Origin of the sequence: Nocardioides sp. Soil774, assembly GCF_001428125.1 — a bacterium.
Lineage (GTDB): Bacteria > Actinomycetota > Actinomycetes > Propionibacteriales > Nocardioidaceae > Nocardioides.
In genome coordinates this window covers 386,351-410,961 of sequence record NZ_LMSM01000008.1, presented here as the reverse complement: position 1 = coordinate 410,961, position 24,611 = coordinate 386,351, and the positions used below count along the sequence as shown (strand labels likewise).

Sequence of the window (24,611 nt, the reverse complement as noted above, 5' to 3'; positions counted from 1 at the left end):
CGCCCCCCTCCCAGGAGAACTCGTGACCGACCTGCTCAACGCCCTGCTCCACGCCGTCGCCTACGCCCTCGTCGGGGGCGCGATGCTCGTCGTGGCCTACTACGTCCTCGACCTGGCCACGCCCGGCCACCTCGGCACCCACCTGCGCGGCGTCGACGACAACGGCATGGAGTCGGTCCACGCCCACTCCCGCTCGGCCGGCGTGGTGACCTCCGCCTGGCTGGTCTCCAACGCCGCGGTGCTCTTCACCGCGATCTGGACCAACGGCGAGACCTCGCTGGGGTGGGCGCTCGGGTGGACGGTCTCCTTCGGCGTGGTGGGCATCGTGCTCAACACGGTGATGTTCTTCGCCGTCGAGGCGATCACCCCGGGCAACCTGCGCCGCATCATCACCGAGCCCGGCCCGGTGCGCCCGCTGGCCTACGTCGCCGCGTCGGTCGCGCTGTCGGTGGGCGCGATCGTCTGCGCCAGCATCGCCTGATGTGGCGCCACCGCTCGCGCGCCCGTGAGGGCTGGCGCGACACCGTGGTCGAGCAGGGCCTGGTCTTCCCGGTGACGAAGATGCCCGACGGCTCCGAGCTCCCCTACTGGAACGAGGAGGCGTGGTACGAGGTGACCATGGAGGAGGTGGAGGCCCTCGAGGCCGCCACTGAGGAGCTGTGGGCGATGTGCCTGCAGGCCGTCTCCCACATGGCCACCACGATGACCGACGAGCGGCTCGGCCTGCCGCCCGGCTCGCTCGACGTCGTACGCCGCTCCATCGAGGCCCGCGACCCGGCGCTCTACTCCCGCTTCGACCTGGCCTACGGCGCCGACGGGTCGATCAAGATGCTCGAGATCAACGGCGACACCCCGACCGGTCTCGTGGAGACCGGGATCATCCAGTGGAACTGGATGGAGGACGTGATGCCGGAGATGGACCAGTGGAACTCCGTCCACGACCGGCTGGTCGCCGCGTGGCGCACGCTGCGCCGCTCGGGGCGCTTCGACGGCGACCGGATGCACTTCCTCTACGACCTGGGCGAGGAGGACTCCTACGACGGCGGCGAGATGGAGATGACCGTCCACTACCTGATGGACACCGCCGTCCAGGCCGGGTGGCTCGCGCTCGCCCACCCCGTCGCCGAGGTCGGCTGGAACCCCGACGCCCGAGAGTTCCGCGACGTCCACGACGAGCCGCTGCGCAACGCCTTCAAGCTCTACGCCTGGGAGGAGATGCTCGCCGAGCCGTTCGGGCAGTACGTCGTCGACCGGGCCGAGGCGCGCCCGACCCGGTGGATCGAGCCCGCCTGGAAGGCGCTGCTCAGCACCAAGGCGCTCCTGCCGGTGCTGTGGGAGCTCTTCCCGCGCCACCGCCTGCTGCTGCCGGCGTACTTCGACGAGCCGCGCGACCTCGAGCGCTGGGTCGCCAAGCCGCTCCACGGCCGCGAGGGCGACAACATCCGCATCCACCTCGACGACATGCTCGAGGACGTCGTGATGCCCGGTGGCTACGGCGCGGAGGGCTGGGTCTACCAGGGCTACACCGAGCTGCCCAGCTTCGAGGGCAACCGCGTGGTGCTCGGCTCGTGGATCGTCGACGGCGAGGCCGCCGGGATGATCGTGCGCGAGTCGGACTCCATGGTCACCGACTACTTCTCGCGGGTCGCGCCCCACGTCATCTCCGACGGGCTCGCGCCGAGCGAGCAGCAGGTCGCGCAGTGGCTCGCCGAGCGGGTCGGGCCGGACGCGCCCACGATGCGCGGCTAGCGCCTCAGAGCGCCTTCTCGATGTCCTTGCTGAGCTTCTCCGGCTCCGTGGTGGGCGCGTAGCGGTCGATGACCTGACCGTCGCGGCCCACGAGGAACTTGGTGAAGTTCCACTTGATCTTGCTGCCGAGCATGCCGCCCTTGGAGTCCTTCAGCCATGCGAAGAGCGGGTGCGCGTCGTCGCCGTTGACGTCGACCTTCGAGAAGAGCGGGAAGGTCACGCCGAAGTTGCGCTCGCAGAACTCCGAGATCTCCGCCTCCGTGCCGGGCTCCTGGTTGCCGAACTGGTCGCACGGGAAGCCGAGCACGACCAGGCCCTGGTCGGCGTAGGTGTCCTGGAGCTGCTGGAGACCCTTGTACTGGCCGGTGAACCCGCACTGCGAGGCGGTGTTGACGACCAGAACGACCTTGCCGTCGTACTGCGAGAGGTCGGTGTCGGTGCCGTCGATCGCGGCCGCCGAGAAGTCGGAGAGAGAAGTCATGCCCGCGAGTCTGCCAAACGGTCCCGCACGCTCACTCGGCGCTCAGCCTCGCCTCGAGCGCGTCGAGCCGCTGCTCGATGCGGGCGAGCGCGTCGAGGACCTGCTGCTCGCGCGACGACTCCTCCTCCAGGAGCGGCATCTCCTCCTCACGCACGAAGAGGGCCGCCAGTGACGCGCTGACCATGGCGAGCGTCAGGAAGCCCACGACCATCAGCAGCGCGGAGAGCAGGGCGCCCGCCGTCGTCTCCGGCGGCTCGCCGATGAAGCCGACCGTCGTGATCAGGCTCGTCGCCCACCACAGCCCCCGCCAGAACCCGTCGACGGTGCGGGTCTCGATCGCGGCCGCGGCGGCCGCGGACACCACGACCAGCAGGACCGCGGAGAAGATGACCGGCACCAGCCAGGCCGAGCTGATGGGCAGTCGTCGTGTGCCCAGAACAAGGTGCTTCATGGTGCTCCTCCTCGTGGTCCGACCCGAGTGCCAGCGTAGGCCGGTCCCGGCACCTCACCTCTGGGTGCGTGGTGCGCGCGGAGGGCGGTGCCTAGGTTCGAGGACGGCCCACGCGACGGGGACCACCCCGTCGGGCCACGACGAGAGGACCACCTGATGTCCGTGTGGGACAAGATCAAGGACGCGCTGACCACCGACGACGCCGAGGCGGCCGAGGAGGCCCGCAAGGAGGCGGAGGCAGCACAGGCCGAGGCCGACAAGGCCAAGGTCGAGGCGCAGGCCCGTGCCGACGAGGCGCGTCGCAAGGCCGACGAGGCCGCGGCCAAGGCCGGTCTGCCGACCGCCACCGACGAGGAGAAGGCGCAGGCCGACCAGGCCCGTCAGGACGCCGAGGCCGAGGCGCGCAAGGCCCAGGAGGACGCCGCAGAGGCCGAGCGCAAGGCCGACGAGCGCGCCCAGCGTGCCCTCGAGAAGGCCAACGCCCGGCGGGAGAAGCGCCAGGAGGCCCGCCAGGAGGCCCGCGAGGAGCGGCAGGACGCGCGTCAGGAGGCCCGCCAGGACGCTCGCGAGGCCGCCCACGCCGATGAGGTCTACACCGTGAAGTCGGGTGACACGCTCTCCGAGATCGGTGCCCGCTACGGCGTCGACTACCACGTGCTCGCGCGGGTCAACAACATCGACAACCCCGACCTGATCTTCCCGGGCCAGAAGATCCGCATCCCGAAGTAGTCAGTCGTCCAGGGCGTCGAGCTCGGCCAGCGCGGAGGTCCAGTGCTGCCGACGCTCGGCGTCCGGGTGCTCCCGCCACGTCGGACCGCGACGAGTCCGCAGGCTCATCAGGCGAGGTGCGCGACGCTGTCGAGCCGGACGACCTGGCGGTTGCGGAAGAATTCGTCCTCGCGCAGGACCGTGATGCCGCCCGACGAGCTCCGCAGGTTGACGTGACCCAGTGCGTCGATCGGCATGCGGCTCCACGCCATGACCAGGAACGTCAGCGCGAAGCCGTGCGACACGATCACGACGTGCTCGGCAGAGCCCGCGAGTGCCTTGTCCATCGCCGCGTAGATGCGTTCGGCGAACTCGCGCTTGGTCTCCGAGCCCTCCACGCCCTCGAAGTGATTCATCCGGTCGCCGTCGGCCGGCGGCGGCACGAACCGCTCGTCGAGCCACTCCTGAGGGCGTCCTTCGGCGACGCCGTAGGACTTCTCACGCAGTCCGGGATCGGTGTTGATCGGCGCGTCCAGCGTCTGGGCGAGCTCCTCGGCCACCTCGACGCACCGCTTCAGGTCCGAGGAGTGGAGCTCGACCGTCGCGTCCTCGGGGATCATCTGCCGGATCGTCGCGGCGATCTGGGCAGCGTGCGCGCGACCCATGGCGGTCAACGAGGAGTCGTGCCATCCACCCACGACGTCCTCGAGGTGGTGCGTCGCCTCAGGGTGGGCGATGACGTAGACCGTGCGCATGTGACGTCCTTTCCGACGTGGAACCCGAGAGCAGGAGCGGCACCCGTGACGCCGACGGCGCGGCGGGTGGCCGAACACTGCGGCGCACCCTAGCCGTTCGGACGACCTCACTGCGGCGGCCGGCGACCCCCGCCGGTCGTGTCCCGGCCACCGTCGAGCGCATCGAGCTCGGCCAGCGCGGAGGTCCAGCGCTGCCGACGCTCGGCGTCCGACTGCTCCCACCACTTCGGTCCGCGCTCGCCGAGGCCCGTCTTGGCCAGCTGCGTGCGGTGGCGGGTGGCGGCGAGCTCCTCGTCGGTAGTCGCGGTGCGCACGCCCGAGCGCCCGCGGCCGAGGTGCGACTTCAGTCGTGCGAGCTTGTCGGCCGGGATCGCCGGGTCCGTACGCCGCCAGCGCCGGCCGTCGACCACCAGCCACTTCTCGTCTTCGGTGGGGAGGTCGCTCGGCCCGGTCATGTCGAGAGCATGCCCGACCCCGGCTCGAGGGCGTCCGCGAGGACCGGGCGCCACGCGCCGGCCGCCTCCGCGGACCTCTGGGCGGCATCGACGACGAGTGCGCAGCGCCAGGCGTCCTCGATCGTCGGGCACGCCACGCCCCGACCCAGGTGGTGGTCGACCGCGCGCTTGTGCAGCGACACGAACGCGTCGACGTAGCCCAGGCCGAGGCCCGCGACGGGGAAGCGCAGGTCACCGTCGGGGTCGTCCGGGCCGATGACGACGGTCTGCGGGTGCTGACCGAGGCGAGCGACGTGGAGCTCCTCCGGTCGCCGCCACGTGAAGCGCAGGCTGCCCTTCGTCCCCAGCACCTCGAAGGCCACGTCGGTGCTCTCCCCGCCGGCCACCCAGGTGACCAGGACCTGTCCGGTCGCGTCGTTGTCGAACCGCATCAGCAGCGCCGTGTGATCGTCGACCGTCACCGGTGACCGGTGGCTCCCGCCGCGCACCGTGGGACGTTCGGGGATGACCGTCAGGCTCAGCGCGGACACCGCTGCGACCTCTCCGACGAGGTAGCGCGCGAGGTCGATGGCGTGCGACCCGATGTCGACGACCGCGCCGCCACCGGACCGCAGCGGGTCCATCCGCCAGGAGTGGGGATGGCCCGGGTCCAGCGCGTGCCCGTGCACCATGTGACCCCGGTAGCCGAAGACGTCGCCGATCTCCCCCGCATCGATGAGCTGCTTGGCGAGCTCCACCGTCGGCCAGGTGCGGAAGACGAACGACACGTAGTGCTCGCGCGACGACTCGAGCCCGGCCCGGTGAATCGTCCGGGCGCCCTCGAGGGTGGACGCGAGCGGCTTCTCGCAGACCACGAGCTTGCCGTGGCGCAGCGCGTCGACGACGACCGTGGCGTGCTGGTCGTTGGGGGTCGCGACGACCACCACGTCCACGTCGTCTGCCCGCGTGACGTCGCGGTGGTCGCCGGAGACGCGCGGCAGACGCAAGGGGAAGGCCCTGACGACAGCGGGGTCGACGTCCACCCCCGCCACCGCCTCGAGCTCGACGTCGCAGTAGTGGGTCAGCCGTTCGAGCGCCGCCAGGTGGAGCTGGGCGATGAAGCCCAGGCCCACGATCCCGTAGCGCAGGCGCCCGCGGGCGGCGGCGTCGTGCACGTCGTCGGTCATCGAGGTCCGCCGTCCAGGAAGTCGGCGACGACGCCCTCGCCGGCAACGGCCAGCGCTGCCGCCAGGTCGTCGCGGTCGAGCCGGTCGAGCTCGGTGCTGAACACCTCGACGCCGACGACCCGGCCCGCGCCGATGGCCTTCAGCGCGGCCACGATCCTCCCCAGGTCGAACTGGCCCTGCCCCGGCAGCAAGCGCGAGTTGAGCATGTCGTGGACGAGGTCGACGCCCACCGGTGGCTGCACAGCGCCGTCCGAGAGCTGGATCGCCGCGATGAGGCGTCCGTCCACATCCAGGACCTCGTCCGGGGTGCCTCCCCCACGGACGAAGTGGTAGACGTCGAAGAGCACCTTCCCGTTGTCGCGACCGGCGCGCTCGACGATCTCTACCGCCGCGCCCAGGGTGCGTACGCCGCTCCAGTAGGGCAGGAACTCCAGGTCGCACCGGATGCCGAGCGGACGCGCCCGGTCACACACCCGCGCGAAGTCGTCGGCCAGCTCCTCGGGGGTGGCGCGCTCGCCCGCGACGATCGCCGGCAAGGTGATCGACTCGACGCCGAGGAGCTCCGCGCAGGCGAAGAAGTCGTCCTGCGACGTCGTCGAGAACTCCTGGAGCTGCGGGCTCAGGTCGTCGGGGTGGTGTCCGCGGTTCCAGCGGACCAGCGGATCGAGGTGCGCGAGCCTCACCTCGCCGCAGATGTCCTCGATCTGGGCGAGGGACAGCCCGTCCGCCCGCCAGGTCTGGAGCGTGTGGGGCGACAGCGACATCTTGCGGCAGCCGAGACGCCGGGCCACCTCGACGCGGTCGGGCAGGCCCAGGGCCCGGACGTTGCCCTCCCACAGGATCGTCTCGACCACCGGGCGTGCTCCGGTCGCGACTCGGCCGGTCATGCTGCTCGCCTCGCGCGCGAGCTGATCCCCAGGATGACCAGGATCAGCACGCCCTGGGTGATGTTCTGGTAGGCGGTGCTCAGGCCCATCGTGATCACGAGGGTGAGGATCAGGCTGAGCAGCACCGCGCCGCCCCAGAGGCCCAGGACGTAGGACTTGCCACCGGTGATGAGGGTGCCGCCGAGCACCACGACCGCGACCGACGACAGCAGGTAGGGCGCTCCCAGACCGATCTCGGCCCCGACGTCCCAGCCCGCGAGCAGACCGCCCACCGCCGCGAGGACGCCGGACGCCACGAAGGCCGCGGCCTCTCCCGCCCGCCAGCGATAACCGGCGAAGAAGGCCACCCGCCGGTCCTGGCCGATGCCGGAGAGGCAGCGGCCCCACGTGGTGCGGGCCAGGACGAAGGCGCCCGCGACGCTCACCGCCACCGCGATCCAGACGAGGTTGAGGACTCCGAGGGTGTGCGACGCCAGCACGCTGGAGATGCCAGGAGGGATGCCGGTCGTGAGCTCCTCGGACAGTCGCAGCGAGAGGCTGTCCAGGATGAAGGCCACGGCCATGGTGGCGATGATGGCCGGCAGGTCGAAGAGGCGGATGAGCAGGGCGTTGACGAGGCCGATCGCGGCTCCGCAGGCGATCGTCGCCGCCACTGCGATCGGCACCCGTCCGGCATCTCCGTCGAGGGCGACGGCGCTGACGTAGGCGGCGAGGGTCATCGTGCTGGGGATCGACAGGTCGATGTTGGCGTTGCCGGTGGTGATCACGATGAGCTGGCCGAGGCCGACCACGATCAGGATCGAGGAGCTGTCGAGCGCACCCGCAGCGATCCCCGGGAGGCCACGGCCTGCGATGAGCCAGATCACGATCCAGAGGACGACCGAAGCCAGGAGCGGCCAGGCCGCGGGGGGCACCCGCCGGAAGGCCTCGCCGGTGCGCTCGCCGCGGGCCGTCGGCTCGGCCGCGGCCGGGTCGGAGGTGCGGATCCGCAGGGGTGCATCGGTGGGCGGCGCATCAGGCGTCATCGCGAGCCCCCCTCGAGCATCGCGCGCTCCTCCGCCAGCTGGTGGGACAGCTGACGGCGGAGCAGGAGCTGCTCCAGCCCCTGGCGGACCCGGCGCAGCGCGACGATCACGATGAGGACCACCCCGACCACGGCGCTCTGCCACACCGACGACAGGCCGACCAGCGACACGACCGAGCCGACCATCGCCAGGCTCAGCGCGCCGAGCACCGCCCCGACGACGGAGATCCGACCACCGCTGAACTCGCCGCCACCGAGGATGACCCCACCCACGGCGAGCAGTGTGTACTGCGCCGTGCCCGTCGCGTTGCCCCCGCCGGTGATGCCCGTGAGCGCGATGCCGGCAAGCACCCCGAGCAGCCCCGCGACGAGGTAGGCGACCACCCGCAACCGGAGTGCGGAGACGCCGGTGCGGACGAGGTTGGCCCGGTTCGAGCCCAGCGCCCTCAGGTCGAGCCCGGTCCGGGTGTGGAACAGCACGCCGTGGAAGACGGCGCCGGTGGCGAGAGCCAACCAGATCGCGACCGGAAGCAGCGGCGGACGGGACTGGAGCAGCGCCGACAGCCAGGCGGGCGCCGCGCCTCCCGGCTGAGGGAGCACCAGGGTCGCGAGCCCAAACCACACGAACGCCGCACCGAGGGTGGCGACGATCGCCGGGATCTGGACCGCCTCGATGAGGACGGCGAGAGCGCCGTAGGCGGCGATCATCGCCACGAGGAGGAGCACCCCGACGACGGGACGTGTGGCGAGGTGGACCGCGGCGACCACGTTGGCCAGACCGATGAAGTTGCCGATGCCGAGGTCGATGTCCCCGATGAGGATGACGAACGCCGCGCTGCAGGCCGCGAAGACCAGCACGACCGAGCTCTGGAGCAGCAGCGACAGCCCGAGGTAGGACAGGACGCGATCGTTCAGCGTCGCGGCCCAGACGATGAGCACGAGCAGGGCCAGCGACGCGATGACGACGCTGCTGCTGTCCCTCGCGTGGGCCTTCGCGATCGTGACGACGCGCGACGCCGGGCTCGACGGCGGGCGGACCTGGACCGTGGGTGACATGGGTTCACTCCCTGAAGACGTCGGTCAGCTCTGGAAGGAGCTGGTCAAGAAGGTGTTGCTGGTGAGCTCTCCCGCGCCCACGCGTCGCACCAGCCGGCCCTGGTACATGACGTACACGGCGTCGCAGCGCTGGAGCTCGTCGAGCTCGCTGGAGTACCAGAGGATCGCCACTCCCTGCTCGGCGGCTAGGCGTTGCAGCAGGTCGTAGGAGTCGAGCTTGCTCCCCACGTCGACCCCCCGGAACGGGTCGTCCAGGATCAGGAGCCGTGGGTCGTCCGCGAGCGCCCGGGCGAAGAGGACCTTCTGCTGGTTCCCGCCGCTGAGGGTCATGATGTTGTCCTGGCGCCGGCCGATGATGCCCAGCTCGTCGATCCAGTGCTCGGCCACCGCCGCCTCCCGCCGCCGGCTCAGGACGCGTGAGCGCGACACCCGGCCCAGGCTGCTGGCGACCACGTTCTGCTCGATCGACCACAGCAGGAAGAGCCCCGCGCCGGCGCGGTCGCCGGTGACGAAGGCGGTGCTGGGACGTCGTGTGCGGCTCGGTCGTCCGGGGCCTCGGAGCGACATCCGCAGCGAGGTCCACGCCCGTTCGAGCACGTCGCTCTGGCCCTGGCCCTCCAGGCCCCCGAGGCCGACGACCTCACCCGCGCGGACGACCAGGCGTCCGGGTGAGTCCTCTCGCAGGCCACCGACCTCGAGGCTCAGGACGGGCTCGGCAGGGGGTCCGACCACGGCGGAGCCGCTGGCCCGCGTGGGACCGGTGGCCGAGCGGTGGGCCGCGCTCAGCTCGGTGCCGGCCATCGCGCTGATGACACCGTCGAAGTCGAGCGCCGCGGTGGGAGAGTCGAGGATGACGCGTCCCGCGGCCATCGCCACGATCCGCTGGCACTGCTCCAGGACCTCGCGCACCTTGTGGGTGATGAGCACGACCGAGCGCCGACCGTGGACCAGCTCCTTGATGCCGGTGAAGAGCTCGTCGGACAGCTCGTCGGGGAGGGACGCGGTGGGCTCGTCCAGGAGCAGCACGGAGTCGGGCCGCGACAGGCCGCGCGCGACCAGCGCCAGCTGGAGCGCCTGCCGGTGCACGACGCTCAGCGAGCCTGCCCTGACGTCCGGGTCGAGGGTGATGCTGGGGAACAGCCGCTCGACGGCCCCGACCACCGCCTCCCGCGCAGCCCGCCTGCCGCCCCGGAAGTCGGGGTCGAGGATGAAGACGTTCTCGTAGGCCCTCAGGTCCTCGCACAGCATCGAGGTCTGGGCCGAGCAGGACACACCCAGCGCCCGGGCCGTGTTCGGGCCGTAGGGCTCGGGAGCGGCCCGGCCGTGAAGCGCGAGCCGGCCGGACGAGGCCGGTTCGGTGCCGGCAAGGACACGCATCAGAGTGCTCTTGCCGGCACCGTTGTGGCCCACGACCCCGAGGAACTCGCCGGGCTCGAGCCCCAGCGTGACGTCGCTGAGCGCCTTCGTCCGGCCGTAGCGCTTCGAGACGCCGACGAGGTCGAACATCCGCTCTCGCTCCTGCGTGCGGTTCATCGCCTGGGGATCCGGGTCGGAGGTCGTCGCTCGTCGCATGGTCCCTACAGGGACTCGTCCGGGATGGCCGGCTCGTGGAGGTCGGCGCCCTGGGTGTCGATCACCTGCTGCACGTCGTCCTCGGTCCACAGCCACTGGGCGACGGCTCCGGGTCCGGTGACGGCGATCCAGGCGTCCAGGTCGTCCTTGGGGACGTTGATGACCGGCGTGATGATGTTCTTCGGGAGCTTGGTGCCCTCCTTCATCAGCATCGTGGCCTGGAAGGCGGCAGCACCCTGGCCCGGATCGGTGAACACGCCGCCGCCCGAGAAGTCCGGGTCCTGGCCGTAGAGCTCGGCGAGCTTGCGCAGGCTCTCGCCGCTGTTGTCGAAGGCGAGGGCGGGCAGCGGCCGGTCGGCCTTCTCGAAGGCGCTGAGGATGCCGCTCGTCCCGCCCCAGGAGATGACTCCGCCGACCTCGTCGAGCGTGGGGAGCACGCCGGTGAGCGCCTTCTCGGTGACCGAGTCGCTCGACTCGCCCACGACCTTGGAGACCACATCGATGTCGGGATAGCCCTGCAGGGTCTCCTCGACGCCCGACAGGATCTCCGCGTTGGGCTTGCCGCCCACCACGCCCTCGACGACGATCATGTTGCCGGAGCCACCCATCTGCTCGGCGACCGACGCCGCGATGGCCGCTCCGTAGTCCTTGAGGGGGTTGTAGAGGAACGTCGCGCAGTCGTCGGTGGCGTCGGTGGTCTGGTCGAAGACGATGACGTCGATGCCCGCGTCGCACGCCTGCTTGATGACGGGGTTGAGGGCGGTGGGCGACTCGGCGTCGATGTTGAGCGCGTCCGGGCTCTCCAGGATGAGGCTCTGGATCTGGGAGATCTGCGAGGTCGCGGTGCCGTCGGGGGCCACGGAGACCTTGAAGTCGGAGATCCTGCCGGCGTCCTTGGCCGCCTGCGCGGCGTGCTCCCAGCCCTGGATCATCGACTTGCGCCAGGCGTTGCCGGTGAACGCGACGCTGAGGGCGACGGTGTAGTCGCCGCTGTCGTCCGCGCCGGATCCGCCGTCGGCGCCGGAGTCCGACCCGCATCCCGCGGTGGCGAGCACGACCGCCGTCGCCACCAGCGCGGGCACCACCTGCCGTGATCGATTCAGTGTCTTCATGTCTGCGTGTCTCCTTGGAAGTGTCGCCGCACCTGGTGCGGACCTGGAGCGATGACCCGACACCGCGTGTGCTGTTCCTCCCGTGGCCGTGCTGGGACGCGTGTCATCGCACGATGTCGTCGACGATCGGGTTGCGGACCTGTCCGACCGACTCGACGGTGACGACGACCTCGTCCCCGGGTCGGAGGAAGACCGGCGGCTTGAGCCCGGCCCCCACTCCGCCGGGCGTGCCCGTCGCGATGACGTCTCCGGGCAGCAGGGTGAGCGTGTCGGTGATGTAGGCGATGATGCGAGGGACGCTGTGGATGAGGTCGCGCGTGTTGCCGTCCTGTCGCAGGCGTCCGTTGACCTCGGTGGTGACCCGCAGCCCGAGCCGCGGGTCGCCCACCTCGTCCTTGGTCACGACAGGACTGATGGGGCCGCTCCTGTCCGCGTTCTTCCCGACGGTGAACTGCGCCGTCTCCAGCTGCTTGGTGCGGGCGCTCAGGTCGTTGAACGCCGCGTAGCCGAGCACGGCGTCCAGCGCGGTGTCCTCGTCCGCGCGCCAGACCCGGCGTCCGATGACCACCGCCAGCTCGACCTCCCAGTCCAGGCCCGGCTCGTTGGGCGGGACCGGGACGGGCGTGCCGTCGACCACGAGGCTCTGCTGCCACCGGCCGAAGATCATCGGCACGGTCGGCTCGTCGAGCCCGGCCAGGTCCTTCGACTCCGCAGCATGGCTGCGGTAGTTGATGCCGACGCAGAAGATCCGCGACGTCTCGGGCACCGCGGGTGCCAGCTCGACGGTGTCCAGGTCGTGCATGTCGCCGCCGGGGTTCGCCAGGGCGGCGCCCGGGTCTGCGAAGAAGCCCGGTGCCGGTCCGAGGTCACGGACCTGTCCGTCCTCGATCGCCCCGATGTGCCGTACGCCCCCGAGGACGAGTCCAGTCAGCTTCATGTCGGTGCCTCCTCTTTCCCGGTGCTCGTCACCACTGACCGAAGTGCGGTCCGTCGTTGAACTCCTCGCTGACCGATCCCTCCGGGATCGAGTCGACGTCGGTCGGGCCCTTGAAGGGCCGGCAGACCTCGTAGGCGATCTCGCGTGCGATCCGCCCGTCCTTCATCTCGAAGCAGTGCACGAGCCGCATGCTGATGCGGTCGCCCGGCGCGAAGCCGAGGTGGGGCATCTCCTCACCGACGACCGTCATGTCGATGACCTGGTCGTCGAAGACGTAGTCCTCGGTGGCGAAGCGTCGCAGCGTGGTGGCCTTGTTGAAGTGCACCGTGCGGTAGATGCCCATGTAGGCGTCCTTCACCTCCGCCGGGTCGGTGAGGAGCACCCCTCGAGCCGGTGCCTCCCACACCACCTCGGGCCCGTAGAGGGCGATGGCACGGTCGACGAGCTCGGGTGACTCGTTGTGGAAGTGGGCCTCGACCACGCGCAGGTTGTGCGCGATGAGCTCCTCGCGGGTCATCGAGGCGATGTCGACGGAGAGGTCGACCTCACCCGGGGCGGTGTCGTGCTGGATCGTTTCGCTGGTCACGGGGGGTCCTTGCTCTCGGTGCCGTACGACACTGGTGGGGGCCGGAGGGGTCGCTGCAGCACGCGGCGTCCGGGGGGCCGTCGCCGCACTCCGCGCGTGGCCCGCTGCCGAGGTCCGCCGTGACGCCCGGCGCACCATCAGAATCAATCGCTATTAATTGATAGAGTGCCGGGTGCGCCAGCAAATGTCAATAACCATCATGATGAATTAGGCTGGATTTCCCGACACCACAGAGAGTGGGACCCCGATGGCCTCGACCCGCGGCACCTCCTTCGGCTCCTCGCGCGCGGAGGTGGCAGCAGCGAAGCTCGCCGACATCCTCGCCGGCCAGCAGACCGGCGCCCGCCTCGGCACCAAGGAGGAGGTGCGGGCCTCCGTCGACGCCTCGCTGTCGCTGGCGTCGTTCAACGAGACGCTGCGGCTCCTGCAGTCGCGAGGACTGGTCACGGTGCGTCCGGGCCCGGGCGGTGGCGTCTTCGTCGCCGAGCAGTCGCCGATGGCGCGCCTGGGCAACGCCTTGCTGGGCCTCAACATCGACCGGTCCACGGTCGGGGAGGCGGTGAGGATCCGCAACGCCCTCGAGGCTCTCGTGGTGGAGGACGCGTGCCTGTACGCCACGCGCGCCGACGTCGCGGCGATGGAGCAGGCGCTGGCGAGGATGAGGGACGCCCTGCGCGAGGAGGACGGCATCGAGTTCCTGCACTCCAACTGGGAGCTCCACTCCAAGATCGCCGCCACGGCCCGCTCGGAGATCCTGAGCTCGCTCTACCTGTCGTTGCTCGACCTGGTCGAGGAGCACACGATCTCCGTGCGATCGGCCGGACCGATGTCCCTGACGGAGTTCCACCGCGAGCGCCTGGGGATCCACGAGGACCTCGTCCGGGCGATCGAGCAGGGCGACCTCGTCGAGGCCGCCGCGACCGTCGAGCTGCACAACAAGGGCCTCGGTGTCGAGGCGCGCCCGAGCCGGGGCCATCGCAGGCGGTGACGCACGTCGGGGCGCGCGCACGGCCGCCTACAGGCCGATGGTCACGGTCTTGCGGTGGGTGAAGGCCTCGACGGCGGTCTCGAGCGAGAACTCGCCCCCGATGCCGCTGGCCTTGACCCCGCCGTACGACAGGCCCGGCAGCTGCCCGAGGCCGCGATTGACCTGGACCCAGCCCGCCTCCACGGAGTGCGCCAGCCTCAGCGCGGTCGAGACGTCCTTTGTCCAGACGAAGGCGGCCAGGCCGTAGGGCGAGTCGTTGCACAGCCCGACGACCTCGTCGAGCTCGCGCCAGCGGCTGATGACCATGACCGGACCGAAGATCTCCTCGCACGCGGCAGGCGCGTCCGGCGCCAGCCCGCCCAGCAGGATCGGGTCGAGGTAGTAGCCGGCCCCGCGGACGGACTCGTCGGGATGCGTGCCGGCGAGGAGCTCCCCTCCGGCGCTGAGGGCTCCCCGGACATATCCGCGCACCCGGTCGTACTGCGTCTGGTTGATGAGCGAGCCCATGTCGGACCGCTCGTCCATCGGGTCGCCCACCACGAGCTCGGCGACGTGCGCGCGGAGGCGGGCGACGAAGCTGTCGTAGACCGCGTCGTGGACGTAGAGCCTGCTGCCCGCGGTGCACGACTGTCCCTGGCGGTGGAACCGCATGCCGTTGACGACACCGCGCGCGGTCTCGTCGTCGTCGGCGTCCGCGCAGACGACGGCCGGGCTCTTTCCCCCCAGCTCGAGCGAGACCGGGATGATGCGGTCGGCCGCCGCTCGCATCACCACGCGCCCCACGCGCGTCGAGCCGGTGAACGAGAGCTTGGCGACCTTCCGGTCCTCCAGCAGCGCCGCGCCGGCCTCGGGGCCGAGACCCGTCACGACGTTGAGGACACCCGGGGGGAGCACGTCCTGCGCGAGCCGGGCCACGCGCAGCACCGTCAGGGGAGCCTCCTCGGACGCCTTCAGGACGACGGTGTTGCCGGTGACGATGGCTGCGGCGGCCTTCACCACGGCCAGCTGCACCGGTGCGTTCCACGGGGTCATCGCGCCGACCACGCCCATCGGCTCGCGCACGGTGTAGTTGAAGATCCCCGGACCCAGCGGGACGGTCTCACCCTTGGTCTCCTGGGCGACGCCGGCGAAGTAGCGGAGGATGTCGATCGCCGACCCGATCTCGGGTCGCGACTGGGTGCGGATCGCGTTGCCCGTCTCCCTGCACAGCAGCTGCGCGAGCTCCTCGCGCTCGTGGTCCAGCAGGTCGGCCAGCCGGTTGAGCGCGCGCCCGCGCTCGGTCGCCGACACCGCCCGCCAGGACGGGAAGGCCTGTGCCGCTGCTTGTGTCGCGGCGTCGACGTCGGCGGCCCGGCCGCGTGGCACCTCGCTGAGGACGGCACCGGTCGCGGGCTCGAGCACCTCGATCCAGTCGTCGTCGATGGCAGCGGTCTCCCCGCCTGCGAGGACCATGAGGGTCCTGAGCGCGAGCTGCGGCATGGGTCCACCACCTGTTCCCCAGCTCCAGGGCTGGTCCTGCCGGCCGGGGCGGCCGATCGAGTTCGTGAGCTGGTGCGTCGTACGGCGCGGTGCTAGGACTGAAGGAGCTCGTCGAGGGGGACGCGGATGCCGTCGTGCTCGGCAGAGCGCAGGGCGGCAGCCACCACCAGTGCCACGTCGAGGGCGGTGGAGGGAGGCACGCCGCCGTCGTGCTCGTCACCGCGGATCGCGGCGACGAACTCCTTGATCTCGGCGTCGAAGAAGAACCTGTTGCCGATCTGCGGGAGCTCGCTGAAGGTCGACTCGTCCCCGCCCCACGGTGTGGTGAACCGGCCCTCGGACCACTCGTTCCACCCGGCCCGCGTCCGGTCGTCGTCCACCCGGAGGAGGGAGACGCGACCCGGGAGGATGCCCATCGTCAGCTGCCCACCCGTGCCGTAGAGGGTCACCTCGGACGACTCGAACCACTCACACTCCTCGTGGACGGTGAAGTCGAAGGTCGCGATCTTGTCGGGATAGAGCAGGGTGAGGCTCGCGACGTCCTCGCGCGACGCGGCGGTCGAGAGTGGGGCGAGCTTCTCGACCGAGGCACGCACCGCATCGGGGCGTCCCAGGAGCTCCACCACCAGGTGGAGGGTGTGGCAACCGATGACCCACAACCCACCGGACATGTCGGCGGGCTGGTTGAGGTGCGCGGAGAGGTGCTCCTGGCGTGAGCATGCGCCGTGCCCGCGCACCAAGCTGACGGTGCCGATGGCTCCCGCCCCGAGCTGGGCGAGCGTCTTCTCCACGGCGGGCGAGAAGTGGAAGTTGTAGCCCACTCGCACGACGCGGTCGCTCGCCGCGTGGGCCTGCGCGAGGGCTCGGAGGTCGGCCAGGTCCGCGCCGCCGGGCTTCTCGACCAGGAGGTGCTTGCCCGCCTCGATGGCAGCGACGCCCAGGGCGGCCATCCGGTAGGACTTGGAGTGGACCAGCACGGCGTCGACGTCGGGATCGGCCAGGATGTCGTCGGTCGTGCGGGCCGTCGCCCCGACCTCGTCGCAGAAGGCGCGCAACGCCACGCCGTCGTCGTCCGCGGCGCCGGCGAGCTCCACCCCGGCGGCCGCCAGGGCGCTGCGGTAGCGGCCGGAGGAGTGCGGGTGGGTGATGCCCAGGAAGGCCACCCGGACCGGACCTCGCGCCATGCTCCACCTCTCGGCTCCTGCTCGCGCTCGCCACGTCGGCGAAAACGACCATAATTGATTACAACAGTTTCAGTGTCCAACCCTAGGACAGGGCTGTCAAGGTCCTGACGCGACGATGAGGTTGACCGCACCGACTGCGGTGAGGACGACCACGGTCCACTCGAAGGTGCGCAACGACAGACGGGGCAGGACCATGCGTCCGAGCCACCCTCCGGCCAGCACGACGGGCGCCAGTGCGACGAGCACGACCCACGAGCCGGCACCGACCAGGCCGAGGCCGACAGCGAGCGGCAGCTTCACCAGGTTGACGACGAAGAAGAACCAGGCCCCGGTCCCGAGGAACCCGAGCACCCCCACGTCCGCACGCAGCAGGTAGATGCTCATGAACGACCCCCCGGCGTTGGCGACCATGCTCGTGAAGCCGGCCAGCGCACCGAGCAGCGGAGCCTGCAGGCGCGACTGGGGGGGCCCCGACCGCGGCAGCCTCAATCGCGAGACCCCCTGCCACGCCAGGAGGGCGAGGAGCACCCAGCCGATCGTGCGCCCCACCGTGGCGTCGCTCGCGCGGGCGAGGTAGCAGGTGCCGCCGAGGATGCCGGCCGCCACCGGCACGACCAGGCGTCGCAGCACCTTCCAGTCGGCGTGCCGGCGGTAGGTGCGCACCGCGTAGAGGTCGCCGACCAGGATCAGCACCAGCAGGGTGCCGGTGGAGCTGCGCACCGGCAGCACCGACGCGAACAGCACCACGCTCACCAGTGACACGCCGTTCACCGCGGTCTTGGAGAAGCCGATCAGCGCCGCGCCGAGGGCGAGTGCGGCCCAGGCGCCGGCGTCGAGCCCCGGGCCGCTCATGGCGGTCGACCTGTTCAGTCGTCCACGGGCACGGACGTGCCGAGGGTGCTGCTGCGCTGGCAGGCCTCGGCCACCCGGGACACCAGGGCCGCCTCGCGCGCCGTGCAGCCGAGGAACGGCCCGCCGTCCGCCACGGAGCGCACGAAGGAGCGCGTCTCCTCCGCGAAGGCGTCCGCGAACCGCTCGGCGAACGTCAGCGGCGGATCCTGGGCCAGGAGCGAGGGATCCTCGACGGCCACGATCGGCGTACGACGACTCAGGCCCGCCGCGGCGGCGAGCTGCGAGCCGAAGACCTCCCAGCGCACGTCCTGGCCGATGGGGTCATGGCGCAGGCCGTGCATGGTCACGGTGAGGCCGTCCTCGAGGTGCGCCACGATGGTCGCGACGTCGGCGTCTCCGTGTTCGGCGTAGGCCTGGGAGACCCGGCTGCTCCCGACCGCATAGACCGACTGCACCCGTTGGCCGGTGAGCCACATCGCCGTCTCGATGTCGTGCACGAACAGGTCGTGGTGGATGCCTGCGCTCGCCGCGATGAACGCCGCGTGACCCGGCGTGTGGTCCATCGACGCCGAGCGCATCAGGTAGAGGCGTCCCGCCGACCCGGAGTCGATCGCGGACTTCAGCGCGACGAAGCCGTCGTCGAAGCGGCGCTGGAACCCGACGATCACTGGCACCCCCACCGCCTCCGCGGACGCCACGAGGGCCTCGCTCTCCTCGACCGTGGAACCCAAGGGCTTCTCGATGAGCACCGGGACGCCGAGCCGGAGCGCGAGCTCGAGGTCGGCCCGGTGCCGAGCGGTGGCGCTGGTGACGAAGACAGCGTCCGGGGACTCCGAACCGGCGGCATCCAGGGAGATCCCGACTCCTCCGAACTCCTCGCCGAGACCCACGGCGCGCGACTCGTCGCGGGTCGCGAAGACCAGGTCGACCCCGTCCATCTCGCGCAGTGCGGCGGCCCGGATGGCCGCCATCCGCCCGCTGCCCAGGATGAGGGCCCTCATGACCGGTCCGACCCCGCGTCCATCTCGATGTTGCGGAACTCGTAGCCGGCAGTGAGCGCTCCGTCCACGACCAGGTCGACACCGCTGATGCCCCTGGCCTCCTCGCTCAGGAGGAAGGCGACGACCCGTGAGACGTCAGCGGGGTCCGTGATGGCGCCCAGCGGCTGCCTGCCGACACGGGTCGCCAGGAGTGCCTCCGGGTCGGGGCTGCTGTAGAGGTGCTTGTAGAACATCTCAGTGGTCATCGGCCCCGGGCTGACCATCGTGCAGCGGATGCCTGAGCGGCCGAAGTCCAGAGCACTGGCGCGCACGACCTGCCGCAAGGCGCCCTTGGAGGCGCAGTAGGCGACCAGCGCCTCCTCGCCGTAGGTGGCATCGACGCTCCCGACGAACACCATCGGACCGCCCTCGCGACGCGCCATCTCGGGCTGGAGGTGCTTGATTGCCAGGCCCGGCCCAACGACGTTGACGTCGAAAGCGCGGCGCCACTCCGGCACGGAGATCTCGGTCGCGCTTCCCTGCACGAGGGTCGCGGCGACCGATGCCAGGCCGAGAGAACCGTCAGGCAGGTCGGCAAGGGCCGACGTCACGGCCTCCCACGTCGCCTCGGAGTCCACGCTGCCAGACACCGGCACGAAGGTGGGGTGAGCAGTCAGCTCCTCGGGCGCCGGCACCACGTCGACGCCGATGACGGCGCAGCCGTCCTCGAGGAGGGAGCCTGCGAGGTGCCTGCCGAGCCCGGAGGACGCCCCCGTCAGGACCACTGTCTGCGGAAGGTTGATCTTCATGACACTCACTCCCTCAGCTGCGAACGGCTGCCGCGAGCGGCGATGGCATCGACGACCACGGCCAGGAGCAGCACCATGCTGGTGATGATGAACTTCGCCGCGGACGGCAGTGCGAGGAGGTCCATCCCGTTGGAGATGGAGCCGATGATCAGGATCCCGACGAGAGCCGAGTAGACGGACCCGCGACCGCCGAACAGGCTCGTGCCGCCGATGACCGCGGCGGCGATCGCGTTGATGAGCGTGTCTCCTGCTCCCGACTGCGTCGTGGCGGCGATCAGTCGCGAGGCCGCGAGGACCCCTCCGAAAGCTGCCAGTCCGGAGCCGATGGCGAACGCAGCGATGCGGATGCGCTGCACCGGGATGCCGGCGCGTCGTGCGGCCTCGGCGTTGCCGCCGATCGCGAGCAGCCGGACGCCGAACCGCGTCTGGCGTACGACGTAGTCCATCACCACCACGATGCCGACGAAGATGAAGACGGCGAGGGGGACGCCGCGGTCGCGGTTGAAGACCGCCACCGCGCCGCCGAGGCCCACGGCGATCCCGACCAGCTTGAGCACCTGCGTGCGCAGGTCACTGTGCTCGAGGCCGGCCGCCTTCAGCCGGGCGCGCTCCGCGAGGGTGAAGTAGGCGAGGGCAGCGGTGGCGCCGATCGCGATCAACCATCCGGCAAGCGGTGAGAGGAACGTGGCGGTGAGCTTGGCGACGTCACCGTCGTAGTCGAAGTTGATGGCTGTGCGGTCTCCGAAGAGGGCCAGCGTCCATCCCTGCAGGCCGATCAGACCGGCCAGGGTGATCACGAAGGCAGGGACCCGGAAGTAGGTCACGACCGTGCCCTGGAAGGTGCCGATCGCGATGCCCACCGACACTGCGACCACGATCGAGAGCCACGCGTTCCACCCCAGCTGGACGTTCAGCACGCCCAGCACGGCCCCACAGAAGCCGCTGATGGCGGCGACCGAAAGGTCGATCTCGCCGAGCAGCAGGATGACGACGACACCGACGGCGATCACGCCGACCGAGGCGACCTGGAGCGAGAGGTTGGTGAGGTTCCACGGCGTGAGGAAGTTGCTGTTGGCGGTCTGGAAGCCGACGCACACGACGACGAGGCCCAGCAGCACGGGGGCGAGGTTGATCCCGCTCGGACGGCGCGCGAAGAGCGCCCGGATCCAGGCTCCTCCGCTCCGCCCGGCGCGGGGCCCGTCGGTGGTCGGCACCGGGGTCCCGCCCGGTTTCCTGGTGACGGCTGACTGCACGCTCATCGGGACAGCTCCTGCTCGGTAGTGGTGGGCTCTTCTGCGAGGCTCGGCAGACCGGCGCCCCACTCGGCACCGGTGATGGCGGCGACGACCTCCTGCTGGGAGGAGCTGCGTACGTCGAAGCGGCCGGCGACCTGCCCGAGCCTCAGGACGGTCACGACGTCGGACACGGCGAAGACGTCGGCGAGGTTGTGGCTCACGATCACCACGGCCAGTCCCTGGTCGCGCAGCCGGCGCACGAGGTTGAGCACCTCGTGGGTCTGGGCGACCGAGAGGGCCGCCGTGGGCTCGTCGAGGAGCATCACCTCGGGCTTGCCGAGGAGGGCTCGGGCGATGGCCACCGACTGGCGCTGGCCGCCGGAGAGACCCTCCACGGGCGTGCGCACCTTCTGGAGGTTGACCGAGAGCGACCGCAGCAGGTCGAGGGTCTCCTGCTCCATCGCCGTCCGGTCAACGCGGCGCAGCAAGGAGCCGAGGGGACCCGAGTGCCGCGACTCCCGGCCCAGGAAGACGTTGTCGGCGACGCTCAGGTTCCCGCACACGGCCAGGTCCTGGTAGACGACCGAGATCCCGCGCCGGGCCGCGTCGCGCGGGCCGGCGAACGACATCGGCTCGCCGCGCCAGAGGATCTGTCCGCCGTCGTGTGGCTGGACCCCGGTGATGGTCTTGATGAGGGTGGACTTGCCGGCGCCGTTGTCGCCGACGAGGGCATGTACCTCTCCCGGCCGCAGCTGCAGGGACACGCCCCGCAGTGCGTTGACCGGGCCGTACGACTTGCGGATGTCGACCAGCTCCAGCACCGGGTCCGACTGCAGGGCGTTCATGGCAGCTGCTTTCTTGTGGGGGGTCGCGGTGGGGGCTGGTGGAGCCGGGGCGCGGGCACGTGCGTCGTCATGCCCGCGCCCCGGGGCTGGGTGGGACCTACTGGATGCCGGCCTCGGCGCAGGCGTCGGCGTAGGGCCCGGTGCACAGGTCAGCGACCTTGATGAAGCCGCTCTTGATGACCGTGTCGGCGATGTTGTCCTTCGTCACCACGACCGGCGGCAGGAGCGTCGCGGGGATGTCGTCCCCGGACCCGTTGTCGACCGACTGCTCGCCCGCGGGGTCCTCCTTGTTGGCCAGCTGCAACGCGACCTTGGCCGCCTCCTTGGCCAGCGCGAAGGTGTCCTTCCATACGGTCATGTACTGCTCACCGACGAGGATGCGCTGGATCGCGGCGGTGTCGCCGTCCTGGCCGGTCACCGGCACCTGCGACAGGTCGACGCCGGCTCCCTTCAGGGAGGCCACGATGCCGGCGGCCATCGAGTCGTTCATGCTGTAGACGCCCCCGATGTTGTCCTTGCCGATCTTGGTGATCGCCTGGTCCATCTCGCGCTGCGCGTTCTCCGCCGACCACGCCGGGGTGTTCGTCTCGAAGCAGATGTCCAGGCCGGCGTCCTGGATGACCGGCTCGGAGCCGGACCAGAAGACGGACGCGTTGTTGTCCTTCGCGTCTCCCTTGATGACGACCAGGCACTTGTCCGTCGTGCCCAGCGCCTTCATCTGGTCCACCAGCGAGGTGGCGATCTGCTGGCCGACGACCACGTTGTCGAAGGACACGTAGTAGTCCAGCGGGACGTCCTGGATGAGGGCGTCGTAGGAGATCACCGGGATGCCCTTCTGCCGCGCGTTGTTGACCACGCCCGCGAGCGCCTGTCCGTCGACCGGGTCGACGACCATCGCGTCGACGCCCTGGCCGATGGCCGCGTCCATCTGCCGCTGCTCGTTGCCCGCGTCGCCCTCGGCGTTCTGCAGGATCACGCCGCACTCGGGGCAGCTCGCGTTCACCGCCTTCTCGAACTCGGGCGCGTCGATCGTCTTGAACCGCACCGCCTCGGTGTGGGGCAGGAACTGGGCGACCGTGGTCTTCGCGTCCCCCGAGCCGGAGCCGGAGCCGGAGCCGTCGGAGCCGTCCGACGAACAGGCACCGAGCGCCAGCAGGAGGACGCCGAGGCCCACCGCGGGGACTCGCATCGGACGATTCCCTGACAAACCAATCACTGTCGTGCTCCTTCGTGGTGGGCGCTCACGCGCCTGCAGATACAGAATGACGAAACTGGTACCGGTGGCGGCGGGCCACTGGGCATGCTCATTCCCGAGCTCAGGACCGCTGGTGCGAGGTCGTGCTGCGCGGGACCCGGTGTGGGGTCGCGCACGACTCCGGTGCAGTGCACCGGGGACTCGACGTGACCGTCAGGTGAGGACCGGGAACCGGTGGGTTCATGGCCGCCTCCTGCGATCAGGCCACGGCTCCTGCCGCGACCGGTGTGTGGATCACCAGCTCATATCCCCCATAATCATTAGCCGTGACTAAACCAGCGGTCCCGGCCGACTGTCAAGAGAAACGCGCACATTTGTTGGACCGGTCCAACACCTGCGAGCCGCTGCGCCGAGGTCCCCCCGCGGCGGCACTGGTCAAGACCCCCGGGTGCGGCCGGTCTCGCATATGGAATATGCTGGATTGGTGATCACTGCCATCAGGACCTCGTCCCCCAGCCGCGCGCACGAGGCTGCTGACCACCTGGAGGCGCAGTTCCGCGACATGGCGCCCAACGAACGGATCGGCACCAAGTCCGAGCTGCAGAAGATGCTCGGCGTGGCCGCGGGGACGCTGAACGAGGCGTTGCGCCTGCTCCAGGAGCGCGGGCTGGTCGAGGTCAAGCCGGGCCCGCGCGGCGGCGTGTTCACGACTGTCCCGGACCCGGTCGTCCAGCTGGGCCAGACCTTCCTCTCCGTCCGTGGCCAGCCCGAGTCGGTGGGCCACGCCGTCGCGGTCCGCGACGCGCTGGAGTCGCTCGTCGTGATGGAGGCGCTGCGCAACCGGAGTGCGGCGTCCGTGCGCGGCCTGCGCGGGCGCATCGCCCGGGTCGCGGAGTCGATCGACGACGACGAGCAGTTCCTGCGCCAGATCTGGTGCCTGCACGAGGACATCGCCAACATGGGCTCCAACCAGATCCTCACCAGCATGTACCTCGGGATCCTCAAGCTGGTCGAGGACGCGACCCTCGGCGTGGTCCCGCAGTCCAAGAGCGTCGACTACAAGCGCGAGCGCCTCGAGGTGCACGAGCTGATCGTGGACGCCATCGACAAGAAGGACGTCGCGGCCGCCGAGCGCGCCATCGCCCGGCACCGACTCGCCACGTCCTGACCCGGGGCCCCGGCGCGGGCGTCCGGCGACACCCGCGCGCGTCCGGCTAGGCCACCGGTGCAGCGTCTGCCAGCGCGAACTGCGCACGTGCAGCAGCGACCGCGTCACGCACGACCTCCTCCATCGGCCTGGCCCGCTGGGCGCGGGAGATCACCTCGATGCCCCATGGGCCGTCGTAGCCGGTGGCACGGACCGCGCGGACGAAGCCCACGACGTCGAACACGCCGTCACCCGGCATCAGCCGCTCGTTGATCGTGTCCTCCAGCAGCGTGCCCACGACCTCCTCCGCCGCGTCGTCGAGCTCGGTGGACACGATGGACTCGACCGGGACGTCTCTGACCACGTCGACAGGAAGGCCCAGCCGGCCCAGGTGCCACACGTCGAGCACGACGCCGCCGGACGGGTGTCCGGCTGCCTCGACCAGCTGCATCCCGTCCGCGGGAGTCCGGATGTCGGCGAAGGCGATCGGTTCGATCCCGACGCGGATCCCGACGCCCTCGGCCTGCTCGCACAGGGCGCGGAACTCTGCGGCCCGCGTCTCGAACGGCCAGGGGCTCCCCGAGAAGTCGCCACCCGCCTTGAGGTGGCGTACGGGGAGGTGACGCGCTGCCTCGAGGAGGTCGCTGCGGACCCGGTCGGAGGCCTCGCGCGCGGCACCGTCGGCGAACCAGTCGACCAGCATCTCCAGCTCGAGGTACTTGATCGAGGAGTCCGCGAGCAGCTGTGCGAACCCGGCGTAGCCCATGGAGTCACGCACGGTGACCAGGTCCGCGTGCAGCAGTCCGAACCCGGTGAAGCCGGCTTCGCCCGCCACCCGCACCCGGTCCTCGATCCGCTCCGGGCTGCGTTCGTCGGCGCTCAGCGGCATGGCCGCTCCCGCCGTGAGCCAGCAGGTCGCGATCAGCTCGGGTCCTGTCGTCGTGGTCATGGTGTGCTC

Annotated in this window: 25 protein-coding genes and 1 pseudogene; 5 read left to right on the top strand and 21 right to left on the bottom strand. The window is 70.6% G+C overall.

Features of this window, described 5'->3' with window-relative positions; all coding sequences use genetic code 11:
• Positions 1–22 precede the first annotated feature (22 nt).
• The gene (locus tag ASG76_RS13250; RefSeq protein WP_056603952.1) at positions 23–481 is read left to right on the top strand and encodes a DUF350 domain-containing protein; all 459 of its coding nucleotides are present in this window, start codon (positions 23–25) and stop codon (positions 479–481) included.
• Complete coding sequence (locus ASG76_RS13245) at positions 481–1,749, top strand: glutathionylspermidine synthase family protein (protein WP_056603948.1); 1,269 nt, start codon at positions 481–483, stop codon at positions 1,747–1,749. The genes ASG76_RS13250 and ASG76_RS13245 overlap by 1 nt, the downstream gene beginning before the upstream one ends.
• Positions 1,750–1,753: 4 nt before the next feature.
• Here the strand turns inward: ASG76_RS13245 and ASG76_RS13240 are convergent, their stop codons facing one another.
• Positions 1,754–2,230 carry a glutathione peroxidase gene (locus ASG76_RS13240; protein ID WP_056603944.1) on the bottom strand — a complete coding sequence of 159 codons (477 nt, stop codon included), beginning with the start codon at positions 2,228–2,230 and terminating at the stop codon, positions 1,754–1,756.
• Positions 2,231–2,261: 31 nt separating this feature from the next.
• Entirely contained in the window at positions 2,262–2,681 is a 420-nt protein-coding gene (locus ASG76_RS13235) for an ion channel (protein ID WP_157559106.1), read from the bottom strand.
• Between the two features lie 156 nt (positions 2,682–2,837).
• Here ASG76_RS13235 and ASG76_RS19870 point away from each other — a divergent pair.
• Positions 2,838–3,167 (top strand): annotated as a pseudogene (locus ASG76_RS19870) (hypothetical protein); the annotation flags it as partial.
• 350 nt (positions 3,168–3,517) lie between these two features.
• Here ASG76_RS19870 and ASG76_RS13225 read toward each other — a convergent pair.
• The 10 genes from ASG76_RS13225 to ASG76_RS13180 form a co-directional block, all read right to left on the bottom strand.
• Positions 3,518–4,144: a histidine phosphatase family protein gene (locus ASG76_RS13225; RefSeq protein ID WP_056603935.1), complete on the bottom strand. Its 627-nt coding sequence runs from the start codon at positions 4,142–4,144 to the stop codon at positions 3,518–3,520.
• Positions 4,145–4,251: 107 nt separating this feature from the next.
• Positions 4,252–4,599 carry a hypothetical protein gene (locus ASG76_RS13220; RefSeq protein ID WP_056603932.1) on the bottom strand — a complete coding sequence of 116 codons (348 nt, stop codon included), beginning with the start codon at positions 4,597–4,599 and terminating at the stop codon, positions 4,252–4,254.
• Positions 4,596–5,765 carry a Gfo/Idh/MocA family protein gene (locus ASG76_RS13215; RefSeq protein WP_056603930.1) on the bottom strand — a complete coding sequence of 390 codons (1,170 nt, stop codon included), beginning with the start codon at positions 5,763–5,765 and terminating at the stop codon, positions 4,596–4,598. The genes ASG76_RS13220 and ASG76_RS13215 overlap by 4 nt, the downstream gene beginning before the upstream one ends.
• On the bottom strand, positions 5,762–6,652 hold the full coding sequence (locus ASG76_RS13210) for a sugar phosphate isomerase/epimerase family protein (RefSeq protein WP_082587508.1): 891 nt from the start codon (positions 6,650–6,652) through the stop codon (positions 5,762–5,764). Before ASG76_RS13210 ends, ASG76_RS13215 begins: the two co-directional genes overlap by 4 nt.
• Positions 6,649–7,677, bottom strand: a complete 1,029-nt coding sequence (locus tag ASG76_RS13205) for an ABC transporter permease (protein ID WP_082587507.1) — start codon at positions 7,675–7,677, stop codon at positions 6,649–6,651. Before ASG76_RS13205 ends, ASG76_RS13210 begins: the two co-directional genes overlap by 4 nt.
• Complete coding sequence (locus ASG76_RS13200; protein ID WP_056603924.1) at positions 7,674–8,732, bottom strand: ABC transporter permease; 1,059 nt, start codon at positions 8,730–8,732, stop codon at positions 7,674–7,676. Before ASG76_RS13200 ends, ASG76_RS13205 begins: the two co-directional genes overlap by 4 nt.
• Before the next feature lie 24 nt (positions 8,733–8,756).
• On the bottom strand, positions 8,757–10,265 hold the full coding sequence (locus tag ASG76_RS13195; protein ID WP_056603921.1) for an ATP-binding cassette domain-containing protein: 1,509 nt from the start codon (positions 10,263–10,265) through the stop codon (positions 8,757–8,759).
• 44 nt (positions 10,266–10,309) lie between these two features.
• Positions 10,310–11,416 carry an ABC transporter substrate-binding protein gene (locus tag ASG76_RS13190; RefSeq protein ID WP_082587505.1) on the bottom strand — a complete coding sequence of 369 codons (1,107 nt, stop codon included), beginning with the start codon at positions 11,414–11,416 and terminating at the stop codon, positions 10,310–10,312.
• Between the two features lie 103 nt (positions 11,417–11,519).
• A complete protein-coding gene (locus ASG76_RS13185) occupies positions 11,520–12,353 on the bottom strand; it encodes a fumarylacetoacetate hydrolase family protein (protein WP_056603914.1) in 834 nt (277 codons plus the stop codon).
• 28 nt (positions 12,354–12,381) lie between these two features.
• Positions 12,382–12,939: a nuclear transport factor 2 family protein gene (locus tag ASG76_RS13180; protein WP_200948170.1), complete on the bottom strand. Its 558-nt coding sequence runs from the start codon at positions 12,937–12,939 to the stop codon at positions 12,382–12,384.
• Between the two features lie 247 nt (positions 12,940–13,186).
• On the opposite strand from ASG76_RS13180, the gene ASG76_RS13175 reads away from it, so the two are divergent.
• Positions 13,187–13,927, top strand: a complete 741-nt coding sequence (locus ASG76_RS13175) for a FadR/GntR family transcriptional regulator (protein ID WP_056603911.1) — start codon at positions 13,187–13,189, stop codon at positions 13,925–13,927.
• 27 nt (positions 13,928–13,954) lie between these two features.
• On the opposite strand, the gene ASG76_RS13170 is transcribed toward ASG76_RS13175, so the two are convergent.
• The 8 genes from ASG76_RS13170 to ASG76_RS13135 all read right to left on the bottom strand — a co-directional run bounded on the left by ASG76_RS13170 (position 13,955) and on the right by ASG76_RS13135 (position 22,500).
• Positions 13,955–15,406 carry an aldehyde dehydrogenase family protein gene (locus ASG76_RS13170; protein WP_056603908.1) on the bottom strand — a complete coding sequence of 484 codons (1,452 nt, stop codon included), beginning with the start codon at positions 15,404–15,406 and terminating at the stop codon, positions 13,955–13,957.
• A 92-nt stretch (positions 15,407–15,498) separates the two neighbouring features.
• Positions 15,499–16,590 (bottom strand): Gfo/Idh/MocA family protein, encoded by a 1,092-nt coding sequence (locus ASG76_RS13165; RefSeq protein WP_082587504.1) that lies wholly within the window; start codon positions 16,588–16,590, stop codon positions 15,499–15,501.
• Positions 16,591–16,686: 96 nt separating this feature from the next.
• A complete protein-coding gene (locus ASG76_RS13160; protein ID WP_056603902.1) occupies positions 16,687–17,442 on the bottom strand; it encodes a sulfite exporter TauE/SafE family protein in 756 nt (251 codons plus the stop codon).
• Positions 17,443–17,456: 14 nt separating this feature from the next.
• Positions 17,457–18,443: a Gfo/Idh/MocA family oxidoreductase gene (locus ASG76_RS13155; protein ID WP_082587503.1), complete on the bottom strand. Its 987-nt coding sequence runs from the start codon at positions 18,441–18,443 to the stop codon at positions 17,457–17,459.
• Positions 18,440–19,231 carry an SDR family NAD(P)-dependent oxidoreductase gene (locus tag ASG76_RS13150; RefSeq protein WP_056603897.1) on the bottom strand — a complete coding sequence of 264 codons (792 nt, stop codon included), beginning with the start codon at positions 19,229–19,231 and terminating at the stop codon, positions 18,440–18,442. Before ASG76_RS13150 ends, ASG76_RS13155 begins: the two co-directional genes overlap by 4 nt.
• 5 nt (positions 19,232–19,236) lie before the next feature.
• Positions 19,237–20,490: a sugar ABC transporter permease gene (locus ASG76_RS13145; protein WP_082587502.1), complete on the bottom strand. Its 1,254-nt coding sequence runs from the start codon at positions 20,488–20,490 to the stop codon at positions 19,237–19,239.
• Positions 20,487–21,311: an ATP-binding cassette domain-containing protein gene (locus ASG76_RS13140; RefSeq protein ID WP_082587501.1), complete on the bottom strand. Its 825-nt coding sequence runs from the start codon at positions 21,309–21,311 to the stop codon at positions 20,487–20,489. The genes ASG76_RS13145 and ASG76_RS13140 overlap by 4 nt, the downstream gene beginning before the upstream one ends.
• Positions 21,312–21,408: 97 nt before the next feature.
• On the bottom strand, positions 21,409–22,500 hold the full coding sequence (locus ASG76_RS13135; RefSeq protein WP_056603894.1) for a sugar ABC transporter substrate-binding protein: 1,092 nt from the start codon (positions 22,498–22,500) through the stop codon (positions 21,409–21,411).
• A gap of 490 nt (positions 22,501–22,990) precedes the next feature.
• Between ASG76_RS13135 and ASG76_RS13130 the strand changes: the two genes are divergently transcribed.
• Positions 22,991–23,674, top strand: coding sequence for a FadR/GntR family transcriptional regulator (locus ASG76_RS13130; RefSeq protein WP_056603891.1), 684 nt, complete (start codon positions 22,991–22,993; stop codon positions 23,672–23,674).
• 46 nt (positions 23,675–23,720) lie between these two features.
• Here ASG76_RS13130 and ASG76_RS13125 read toward each other — a convergent pair whose 3' ends face one another.
• Entirely contained in the window at positions 23,721–24,602 is an 882-nt protein-coding gene (locus ASG76_RS13125; RefSeq protein ID WP_162254112.1) for a sugar phosphate isomerase/epimerase family protein, read from the bottom strand.
• Positions 24,603–24,611: the final 9 nt, after the last annotated feature.

Coding starts and splice junctions, on each gene's coding strand:
- ASG76_RS13245 (WP_056603948.1), top strand. CDS start 481: ATGTGGCGCCACCGCTCGCGCGCCCGTGAGGGCTGGCGCGACACCGTG.
- ASG76_RS13240 (WP_056603944.1), bottom strand. CDS start 2,230: ATGACTTCTCTCTCCGACTTCTCGGCGGCCGCGATCGACGGCACCGAC.
- ASG76_RS13235 (WP_157559106.1), bottom strand. CDS start 2,681: ATGAAGCACCTTGTTCTGGGCACACGACGACTGCCCATCAGCTCGGCC.
- ASG76_RS13225 (WP_056603935.1), bottom strand. CDS start 4,144: ATGCGCACGGTCTACGTCATCGCCCACCCTGAGGCGACGCACCACCTC.
- ASG76_RS13220 (WP_056603932.1), bottom strand. CDS start 4,599: ATGACCGGGCCGAGCGACCTCCCCACCGAAGACGAGAAGTGGCTGGTG.
- ASG76_RS13215 (WP_056603930.1), bottom strand. CDS start 5,765: ATGACCGACGACGTGCACGACGCCGCCGCCCGCGGGCGCCTGCGCTAC.
- ASG76_RS13210 (WP_082587508.1), bottom strand. CDS start 6,652: ATGACCGGCCGAGTCGCGACCGGAGCACGCCCGGTGGTCGAGACGATC.
- ASG76_RS13205 (WP_082587507.1), bottom strand. CDS start 7,677: ATGACGCCTGATGCGCCGCCCACCGATGCACCCCTGCGGATCCGCACC.
- ASG76_RS13200 (WP_056603924.1), bottom strand. CDS start 8,732: ATGTCACCCACGGTCCAGGTCCGCCCGCCGTCGAGCCCGGCGTCGCGC.
- ASG76_RS13195 (WP_056603921.1), bottom strand. CDS start 10,265: ATGAACCGCACGCAGGAGCGAGAGCGGATGTTCGACCTCGTCGGCGTC.
- ASG76_RS13190 (WP_082587505.1), bottom strand. CDS start 11,416: ATGAAGACACTGAATCGATCACGGCAGGTGGTGCCCGCGCTGGTGGCG.
- ASG76_RS13185 (WP_056603914.1), bottom strand. CDS start 12,353: ATGAAGCTGACTGGACTCGTCCTCGGGGGCGTACGGCACATCGGGGCG.
- ASG76_RS13175 (WP_056603911.1), top strand. CDS start 13,187: ATGGCCTCGACCCGCGGCACCTCCTTCGGCTCCTCGCGCGCGGAGGTG.
- ASG76_RS13170 (WP_056603908.1), bottom strand. CDS start 15,406: ATGCCGCAGCTCGCGCTCAGGACCCTCATGGTCCTCGCAGGCGGGGAG.
- ASG76_RS13165 (WP_082587504.1), bottom strand. CDS start 16,590: ATGGCGCGAGGTCCGGTCCGGGTGGCCTTCCTGGGCATCACCCACCCG.
- ASG76_RS13160 (WP_056603902.1), bottom strand. CDS start 17,442: ATGAGCGGCCCGGGGCTCGACGCCGGCGCCTGGGCCGCACTCGCCCTC.
- ASG76_RS13155 (WP_082587503.1), bottom strand. CDS start 18,443: ATGAGGGCCCTCATCCTGGGCAGCGGGCGGATGGCGGCCATCCGGGCC.
- ASG76_RS13150 (WP_056603897.1), bottom strand. CDS start 19,231: ATGAAGATCAACCTTCCGCAGACAGTGGTCCTGACGGGGGCGTCCTCC.
- ASG76_RS13145 (WP_082587502.1), bottom strand. CDS start 20,490: ATGAGCGTGCAGTCAGCCGTCACCAGGAAACCGGGCGGGACCCCGGTG.
- ASG76_RS13140 (WP_082587501.1), bottom strand. CDS start 21,311: ATGAACGCCCTGCAGTCGGACCCGGTGCTGGAGCTGGTCGACATCCGC.
- ASG76_RS13135 (WP_056603894.1), bottom strand. CDS start 22,500: ATGCGAGTCCCCGCGGTGGGCCTCGGCGTCCTCCTGCTGGCGCTCGGT.
- ASG76_RS13125 (WP_162254112.1), bottom strand. CDS start 24,602: ATGACCACGACGACAGGACCCGAGCTGATCGCGACCTGCTGGCTCACG.